Here is an 8,334-nt window from a genome sequence, read left to right as displayed (position 1 = left end):
ACGAACTCGACACGCGCACCACGACACGGGGCACGGTGTCCGGCCTCGATCATCTGCCGTGGCGGAGCCCCTCGGCGGGGACCGCGCGGCCGGCGGTGCGCGATGTGACCGAGGAGCTCAGCTATCGCGCCCTCGAACGACGTGCCGCGGCCTGCGCGGAGCAGTTCGCGGCGCGGGGAATCGGCCGTGGCGACGTCGTGGCGATCATGCTGCCGAACTCCGTCGCGTTCCTCACCGCCATGCTCGGCGCCTGGCGCGTGGGTGCCGCGGTGACGCCGGTGAACCCTACGTTCACCGAGCGCGAGCTGCGCTACCAGCTCGACGACTCGGGAGCGCGGCTGCTCATCACCTCGGGTACGCCGAACGTCGAGGTCGACACGCTTGCGCCGGCGGATCTCGCACGCGTCCCCGACGGCCCCGTCGACGACCCGAACATTACGCCCGACACCCTGGCGCTGCTGGTGTATACGAGCGGCTCGACCGGCCAGCCCAAGGGCGTCATGCTCGACCACGCCAACCTCAGCGCCATGGCGGCCTCCCTCCGCACGCACATCGAGCTCGGACCCGGCGACCAGGCCCTGCTGGTCCTGCCGCTGTTCCACGTCAACTCGCTCTGCGTGAGCTTCCTCGCCCCGATCAGTGCCGGCGGCAGCGTTTCGATCCTCGAACGCTTCGCCCCCGCCACCTTCCTCGACGCGCTCCAGCGGTTCCGGCCCACCTACTTCTCCGCGGTGCCAGCGATCTTCGCCCGTCTGGCCGAGATTCCGCGGGAAGAGTTTCCGCGTCTGCCCTCGCTGCGCGTGGCGATCTGCGGCGCGGCTCCGGCCAGCCCTGAACTCCTTGCTTTCAGTGAGGAGCGATTCGGCATCCCGATCCTCGAGGGGTATGGCCTCACCGAGGCCACGTGCGCCTCGGCGTGCAACCCGCTCTGGGGCGTGCGCAAGCCCGGCACCGTGGGCCGCGCGCTCCCCGGCCAGCAGATCGCCGTCCTCGACGACGAGGGTCGTCTCGTGCCCCCGGGGGTGCGGGGCGAGGTGGCGATCCTCAGCCCCACGGTCATGCGCGGGTACCTCGGACGACCGGATGCCACGGCGGAGGTGATGCGCGGAGGATGGCTGCGGACCGGGGATATCGGCATCCTGGATGAAGACGCCTACCTGACGCTCGTCGATCGGGCCAAGGACATGATCATCCGCGGCGGCGAGAACCTGTACCCCAAGGAGATCGAGGCATTCCTCGCCACGCATCCCGCGGTGCTCGAGGCCGCGGTCGTCGGGCGGCCTGACCCGGTGTACGGCGAGGTCCCTGTCGCGGACGTCGTCCTCCACCCCGGCGAGGCGGTCACCGAGGACGAACTGCGTGCGCACTGCGCCGAGGGTCTCACCAAGATCAAGGTGCCCGCCGAGATCCGCATCGTCACGGATCTCGTTCGCAACCCGGTCGGCAAGGTCGACAAACCGGCGATGCGTCGCGCGCTCGCCGCGGCCGCCGCCTGATTACTTCTCTTCCCTCATCCCGTCACCGAAGGAGTTGTCATGGGATTCAAGACAGCGGATTTTCCGCCCGTGGACACGACCACGTTCCTGCACCAGCCGCTGCGCGAGCGGATCAAAGCCCTGGCCCTGCACTGGGTGGAGTACGGCTTCGGATCGCCCCGCATGATCGCTGCGACCTACCTCGTGAAGATCGGCGTGCTGTGGCTCCTCATGGGCAGCGTCATCATCACCGCCACGAGCGGCGTGGGTTGGTTCTGGCAGGTCGACCAATGGTGGGATCAGCCGATCGTCTACCAGAAGGCGATCATCTGGACGATGCTGCTCGAGGCGATCGGCTTGGCCGGTTCGTGGGGGCCGACTGCGGGCAAGTTCAAGCCCATGACCGGCGGCATCCAGTTCTGGGCCCGGCCGGGCACGATCCGGCTGCGGCCGTGGGCCTGGGTGCCGGGGACTGCCGGCGACACCCGGACGATCTTCGACGTCGTCGTCTACCTCGGGTTCCTCGCAGCGCTCGCCACCGCGCTCGTGCTCCCCGGCACGGTGACCCCGGCGCTCGCCGCGGCGCTCCCCGAGAACACGAGCGGGTTGGTGCAGACCACTCCGGTGATCGTCGCGATCGCGCTGCTGGTGATCGTGGGTGTGCGCGACAAGACGATCGCGGTCGCCTCGCGCATCGAGCAGTATCTGCCGGCGCTGGTCTTCTTCTCGGTGTTGTCGTTCGTCGACATGATCATCGCGCTGAAGCTGCTCATCGTGACCGTGTGGGTGTGCGCGGGCATCTCGAAGTTCGGTAAGCACTTCGTCAACGTCATCCCGCCGATGCTCAGCAACACCCCGTTCTGGCCGCCGCGATGGCTCAAGCGCTCGCTCTACCGCGACTTCCCGCGCGACATCCGCCCGTCGAAGCTCGCGCAGTTCATGGCGCACGCGATGGGGACCACGGTCGAGATCGCCGTTCCGCTCGTGCTGCTGTTCTCACAGAACTTCTGGGTCACGCTTGCCGGGGTCGTCCTCATCGTCGGCTTCCACCTGTTCATCTTCTCGACGTTCCCGCTCGCCGTCCCGCTCGAGTGGAACACCCTGTTCTGCTACGCCGCGGTGTTCCTCTTCCTCGGATTCCCCGCGCAGTCGGGGTACGCGGTCACCGACTTCTCGAACGTGTGGCTGCTCGCCGGGATCGTCGCGGCGTTGCTCTTCTTCCCGGTGCTCGGCAACCTGCGCCCCGATAAGGTCTCGTTCCTGCCGTCGATGCGTCAGTACGCGGGCAACTGGGCCTCGGCGCTGTGGACCTTCACGCCGGGAGCGGAGCAGAAGCTGGATGCCGTCGTCCGGCCGACATCGAACCAGGTCGACCAGCTCGCGCAACTCGGTTACGCCCCCGAGATCGCCGAGATCACGATGCAGCAGACGCTGGCCTGGCGTTCGATGCACAGCCAGGGCCGCGGGCTCTTCTCGGTGCTCTACCGGGCCCTGCCCGACATCGAGACGCGCACGATCCGCGAGGGAGAGTTCGCCTGCAACTCGGTCATCGGGTTCAACTTCGGCGACGGGCACCTGCACGACGAGTCGCTCATCCGTGCCCTGCAGAGCCGCTGCCGCTTCGAACCCGGGGAGTTCGTGGTGGTATGGGTGGAATCTCAGGCCATCCACGCGACCTTCCAGGAGTACAAGGTGATCGATGCGGCCCGCGGAGTCATCGAGCGGGGCCGGTGGCGCGTGGCAGATGCCGTGGCCGCCCAGCCGTGGCTCGCCGACGGCCCCATCCCCCTTGAGCGGTACTGGCGCGCCGACGCGGCCGGCCGCGTGGCCGACGTGACGAACAGCGTCCGCACGGTCTCGCGCAGGCGAGGAGAGCGGGTCCCGAAATGACGCGCGCGGTGGTCGTCGGCAGCGGTCCGAACGGACTGGCCGCAGCCGCGACCCTCTCGGCCGCCGGCCTCGACGTGCACGTCGTCGAGGCGGCGGACGAGCTCGGGGGAGGGGCGCGCAACAGCGAGCCCCTCCTCGCGGGGCTCATCCAGGACCACTGCGCCGCGGTGCACCCGATGGCCGCGGGGTCGCCCTACTTCGCCGACCTCGACCTGCCGGAGTCGCCCTGGGTACTCCCCGAGATCGACTGCGCCCACCCGCTCGACGATGGCGACGTCGTGCTGCTGCGCCGCTCCATCGACGACACCGCGGCCGACCTCGGGCGCGACGGGTGGCGGTGGCGGACCATGTTCGGGCCGTCGTCCCGGTCTTTCGCCGCCCTGTCGGAGGACATCCTCCGCCCGCTCATCGGCATCCCTCGTCACCCCCTGCTCCTCGCGCGCTTCGGCGCGGTCGCTGGGCCGCCGCCGGTGTGGACCTCGCGCGCTTTCGCCGAGAAGCGGACGCGGGCGCTGTTCCTGGGCGTCGCGGCCCACGCGTTCCAGCGGCTCGACCAGCCCCTCGTGGGCGGGATCGGCGCGGGCATCATCACCGCCGGGCACGCCGTGGGGTGGCCCGTCGTCGCGGGCGGCACGGGGACGCTCACCGCGGCGGTGATCGCGCGGCTGCGCGAACGCGGGGTGACGTTCGAAACCGGGCGGCGCATCCGCTCGCGACGTGATCTGCCCCCGCACGACGTCGCCATGCTCGACGTGCACCCGCACGCCGTCGCCGAGATCCTCGGGGGGAGCCTGAGTCGTCCCATCGCGGAGGCGTTCCGCCGCTTCCGCCCTGGGCCTGCGGCCTTCAAGGTCGAGTTCGCGGTCGAAGGCGGCGTGCCGTGGCGTGCGGAAGAGACCGGGCGCGCGGGCACCGTGCACCTGGCGGGGTCGGCGCGCGAGATCGCGGCCGTCGAACGCGACGTCGCCGAGGGGCGGATGCCAGAACGTCCCTTCGTGCTCGTCGGTCAGCAGCACGTCGCCGACCCGCAGCGCTCGGTGGGGAACGTGCATCCGCTGTACGCCTACGCCCACGTGCCCGCCGGATACACGGGGGATGCCAGCGACGCCGTCGTGTCGCAGATCGAGCGGTTCGCCCCGGGCTTCCGCGACCGTATCCGGGCGATGCGGGTCATCACCGCGACCGAGTGGAGCCAGCGGAACCCGAACTTCGTCGGGGGCGACATCCTCACCGGCGCCAAGACGCCGTTGCAGTTCACGCTCGGTCCGCGCATCACGGCGCAGCCGTACGATACGGGGGTGCCGGGCTACTACCTCTGTTCCGCAGCCACGCCCCCGGGGCCGGGGATCCATGGCCTTTGCGGCGTGAACGCCGCACGACGTGCGCTGCGCGGCATCGTGCCCACCGTCACGCGGCGCACGGCGGAGGCGCAGCCCGCGTGACGACGGCATCCGGTCCCGGCGAGACGCACGAGGGCGACGTCTCCGAACTGCTCGCGCTCGTCGCGCGGCAGCTCGACCTGCGCATGCCCGAGATTGTTCGCGAGATGCGCGACCTCCTGGCATCCCGGATCGACGACCTCGGGGGCGACCCGCAACTCGTCGAGATGCTGCAGGCGAGCATCGAGGGCAACGTGACGACGATCTGCCACATCCTCGCGAACCAGATCGATCTGGAGAGTCTGCAGCCCACGACCGCCGCCGTCGAGTACGCGGCGCGGCTCGCGCAGCGCGATGTTCCGCTGTCAGCCCTGACCCGCGCCTACTACCTGGGGCAGAGCATGTTCCTGCGGCTCGGGATGGACGAGGCGGAGCGCCTCGGTGTCTCAGACCGCGTGAAGATCGACGTGGTCCGCGACATCGCCGACGTCGTGCACCGCTACATCGACTGGATCCTGCAGCTCGTGACGGGCGTGCACGAGCAGGAACGTCGGCGGTGGTGGAGCACCCGCGCAACGTTGAACGCGAGCATCATCCTCAAGGTGCTGCGCGGCGACTCCCTGCCGATCCGGGGGTTCGCCTCCGAGACCGGATACACGCTTGCGCAGACGCACCTCGGGGTCATGGCGTGGTCCGACATGGATGCCGATGACGCCGCGCGTCAGCACGAGATCGACGTGCTGCTGCGACGGCTGGCCACGGTGGTGCGCTCTCCCACACCCCCGCTGATCACGGTGGTGGACCGGTCGACGGCCTGGGCATGGTTCGGGGCGCCGCTGCTCGACGCGGGCGTGCTGGCGCAGATCGAGGAACACGTGGCGACCGTGCCGGGCGTGCGGACCGCCCTGGGCGAGCCGGGCCACGACGTCGACGGGTTCCGGCGCTCGCACGAACAGGCCGCGATCGCGCGGCTCGTGGCCTTGTCGTCGCCGCGTTACCGCGATCGCGCGGTGGTGTCGTACGCCGACCCCCAGGTCGCGCTGGTCCAGCTGCTGACGAAGGATGCCACGGCAACGGCGACGTGGGTGCACGAGGTACTGGGCGACTACGCCGGTGCCGGGGAGCACGCGCGCTCGATGCGCGAAACCGTCGCGGCATACTACGCCGCCGACAAGAATGCTGTCCGCGCGGCGGAGCAGCTCGGCGTCCACCGCAACACGGTACGTCAGCGCGTCGACCGGTTCGAAGGGGCGGTCGGGGCGCGTGGCGTCGATCCGCTGCAGGTCGCCCTGGCGCTGCGGATCTACGACGACCTTCTGCTCGACGGAGCCGACGCCCACCACACGTGACGGGCGTTGCGCCGCTCAGCGTGTCCGTGCGTCACCGATCTTCGCCGTGATGGTAGCCGCCCCCTGCGCGGAGGGTGCGTTCGCTGTCGTCGGCGTTGAGTGGGCTCGGCCGGGGGCGGGGCGCCGGATGCTTTGGCTCGCCGCGTGCATCGGCATCCTCGACGTGGTCGCCAACGCGCTGTACCTCGAGGCGGTGCGTAACGGGATGCTGTCGGTCGTCGCCGTGATCAGTTCGCTGTATCCCGCGAGCACCGTCGTCCTCGCCTTCGCGATCGATAGAGAGCGACCCACCCGCCGTCAGGTCGTCGGGTTCGTCGTGGCCATCGCAGCCTTGGGGATCATCACGTGGGGGAGAAGCTGAGGCGGCGGAGCTCTCACGACGTGGACGTCTCGTCACCGTCGGCCTCCTCTCGGTCGCCGCTCCACCCCGTCCCTGACGAAGGCTTGCCGGACGTTGCCGTAGCTGACGTCGAAGTGCGCAGCTATAGCCGCGAGCGAAACACCACTCTCATAGAGGGCCGCCGCCTCGCGCACCTGCTCGTCGGTCAGAGGCTGGCAACGGAGTCGGACGCCTTCGTCGCGGAGCAGCTTCAGCAAGCCGCCCTTCGAGAGGGAGTACTCGATGCAGAGCGATGGCGTGGTTGCGCCCGAGCAGTACTTGTCGACGATCTCAGCGATCAGAGTCGGTTGAAGACGTCTCCGAAGCGGCTGAGGCATCGGCGCGGGGCAAGCGGTTGAGGCGCCCGGAGCGGGCCTGAGGCCAGCCAGTTTTTGCAACTCCACCAGAGGTGGCGGCAGGAGCACTGATTTATTCGAGTAGCGGTGTACCGGCTCTACTTCTCGGACAGGTTAGCTGTCTTACTCGAACAAGTGCCGGGCCTAGATGTCGCAGCGACACGTCTCCGGCTCCTCCCTCGTTGGATGTCCGTCTCATCCTTCGGGTGAGCTTGCGCGAGGGCTACTCAGATCGTCCAGCCCAGAGGCGTGCTTGAGCGTGAGTATGGTCAGCGCAGTCTGGGTGGTCCAGACAACGCCCTAACTCGGAAGCGGCGGTCCTCGAGGGTGCTCAACGGCGCGCGCATTTTGCTGGTTCCGGTGTGTCGATAGTCGCGATGGTGGTGGGCGCTTCTGTTCCTGCCGAGGCGACGAGCTTCCCGGTGCCGGCTTCAGCTGCGCAGGCCGAAAAGCAGCCATCGCTTTCGTCAGAGCCAACACCCAATGTGGACTCTTCGGTACCGGAGAGTGAGTTCGATCCCCTCACCGACGAGCCCGTCACGCCCAAGCCTGTCTCGACGGTGGCGCCATCGCACCTGTGTCGACGTCGTTCGCGTCGAGGCAAGATCGACCACGACATTCTCGAGGCGCGAGTAGGCCTAAGGACAAGTCTGATTGTTCATCAGCGTAGTACGCGGTCCCGACCTCAAGCGGCGTGATCATCACCAGATGGGGCGTCGTTGTGTGTCGATTCGTTGCTTGCGGGGGTATCGGAGCAGCCGGACCAGGTTTCCGATCGCGATGAAGGTGAAGACGACGCCAGTGAGATAGAACCAGGGGGTGTTGAACACCTCGGGCAGGGCGAGGACGAACATTCCGGTGGGGAGGAAGGTGTTGATCGTGCCGAAGACGATCACGATCCCCAGCCCCACGCTGGTGCCATCCCGGGAGCCGCGCCGCGCCCACAGAACGCCGGGGCCGGCAGCCATGACGACGTTGGTGAGCGCGAACCACTGGAGTACGCTGCCTTCGCCCATGAACACGATGAGCAGGTTCACCACCGCGTAGAACCCGGCGAGTTGAACCAGCAGGTTCAAAACCGCCTGGCGGATGGTGACTCGATCGCCGAAGTACGGGCCCCAGATCTCGACCCGTTCCAGGGTGACGGCCTTCCAAAGGTTGAAGATCTCGAATCCGGTCCACACGAACAGTGCGATCGACGCGACGGTGAGGAACCAGTTCCAGTTGTGTGCTGCGGCGGCGCTCAGCAGGATCACTGCCCAGGAGCTGTCGTGGGCAAGGTAGAAGGTGTGCATCCAGATCGGGAACGGGGCCTTCTTCTCCCGCGTCACCAGCCGGAAGCTATACAGGTACTCCCAGTAACCAAACGCGAAAGTGAGCCCCGCCGCGATCAGGAGAGGGATGTTGTCGAGAGTGAAGGCAGCGATGAGCTGGTCGTACATGGTGGGTTTCCTCTCTGGCTGCGCGAGCGGGACGCCTCATTGGTGAGGTCGGGCAGCCCCCCCC

General features: G+C 68.4%; 7 protein-coding genes. 5 read left to right on the top strand and 2 right to left on the bottom strand.

The window, feature by feature from the left end; all coding sequences use genetic code 11:
* The 5 genes from P2P98_RS14675 to P2P98_RS14655 form a co-directional block, all read left to right on the top strand.
* A partial coding sequence (locus P2P98_RS14675; RefSeq protein WP_275800850.1) for an AMP-binding protein occupies window positions 1-1,496 on the top strand: 1,496 nt, incomplete at its 5' end.
* A gap of 39 nt (window positions 1,497-1,535) precedes the next feature.
* Window positions 1,536-3,365, top strand: coding sequence for a DUF3556 domain-containing protein (locus tag P2P98_RS14670; RefSeq protein ID WP_275800849.1), 1,830 nt, complete (start codon window positions 1,536-1,538; stop codon window positions 3,363-3,365).
* On the top strand, window positions 3,362-4,807 hold the full coding sequence (locus P2P98_RS14665; protein ID WP_275800848.1) for an NAD(P)/FAD-dependent oxidoreductase: 1,446 nt from the start codon (window positions 3,362-3,364) through the stop codon (window positions 4,805-4,807). The genes P2P98_RS14670 and P2P98_RS14665 overlap by 4 nt, the downstream gene beginning before the upstream one ends.
* Window positions 4,804-6,093, top strand: coding sequence for a helix-turn-helix domain-containing protein (locus P2P98_RS14660; RefSeq protein ID WP_275800847.1), 1,290 nt, complete (start codon window positions 4,804-4,806; stop codon window positions 6,091-6,093). The genes P2P98_RS14665 and P2P98_RS14660 overlap by 4 nt, the downstream gene beginning before the upstream one ends.
* 49 nt (window positions 6,094-6,142) lie before the next feature.
* On the top strand, window positions 6,143-6,454 hold the full coding sequence (locus P2P98_RS14655) for a DMT family transporter (RefSeq protein ID WP_345799726.1): 312 nt from the start codon (window positions 6,143-6,145) through the stop codon (window positions 6,452-6,454).
* Between the two features lie 32 nt (window positions 6,455-6,486).
* Here the strand turns inward: P2P98_RS14655 and P2P98_RS14650 are convergent, their stop codons facing one another.
* Both P2P98_RS14650 and P2P98_RS14645 read right to left on the bottom strand, forming a co-directional pair.
* Window positions 6,487-6,897 (bottom strand): hypothetical protein, encoded by a 411-nt coding sequence (locus tag P2P98_RS14650; protein ID WP_275800845.1) that lies wholly within the window; start codon window positions 6,895-6,897, stop codon window positions 6,487-6,489.
* Between the two features lie 632 nt (window positions 6,898-7,529).
* A complete protein-coding gene (locus P2P98_RS14645; RefSeq protein WP_275800844.1) occupies window positions 7,530-8,270 on the bottom strand; it encodes a hypothetical protein in 741 nt (246 codons plus the stop codon).
* Between the last annotated feature and the right edge of the window lie 64 nt (window positions 8,271-8,334).

Source organism: Microbacterium sp. Kw_RZR3 (genome assembly GCF_029222405.1).
Taxonomy (GTDB): domain Bacteria; phylum Actinomycetota; class Actinomycetes; order Actinomycetales; family Microbacteriaceae; genus Microbacterium.
The sequence above is the reverse complement of the archived record's forward strand: the minus strand, read 5'-3'. Positions and strand labels throughout refer to the sequence as shown.

Excerpts from the sequence above, each read along its gene's own strand:
- P2P98_RS14670 (WP_275800849.1), top strand. The coding sequence starts at position 1,536 with ATGGGATTCAAGACAGCGGATTTTCCGCCCGTGGACACGACCACGTTC.
- P2P98_RS14665 (WP_275800848.1), top strand. The coding sequence starts at position 3,362 with ATGACGCGCGCGGTGGTCGTCGGCAGCGGTCCGAACGGACTGGCCGCA.
- P2P98_RS14655 (WP_345799726.1), top strand. The coding sequence starts at position 6,143 with ATGGTAGCCGCCCCCTGCGCGGAGGGTGCGTTCGCTGTCGTCGGCGTT.
- P2P98_RS14645 (WP_275800844.1), bottom strand. The coding sequence starts at position 8,270 with ATGTACGACCAGCTCATCGCTGCCTTCACTCTCGACAACATCCCTCTC.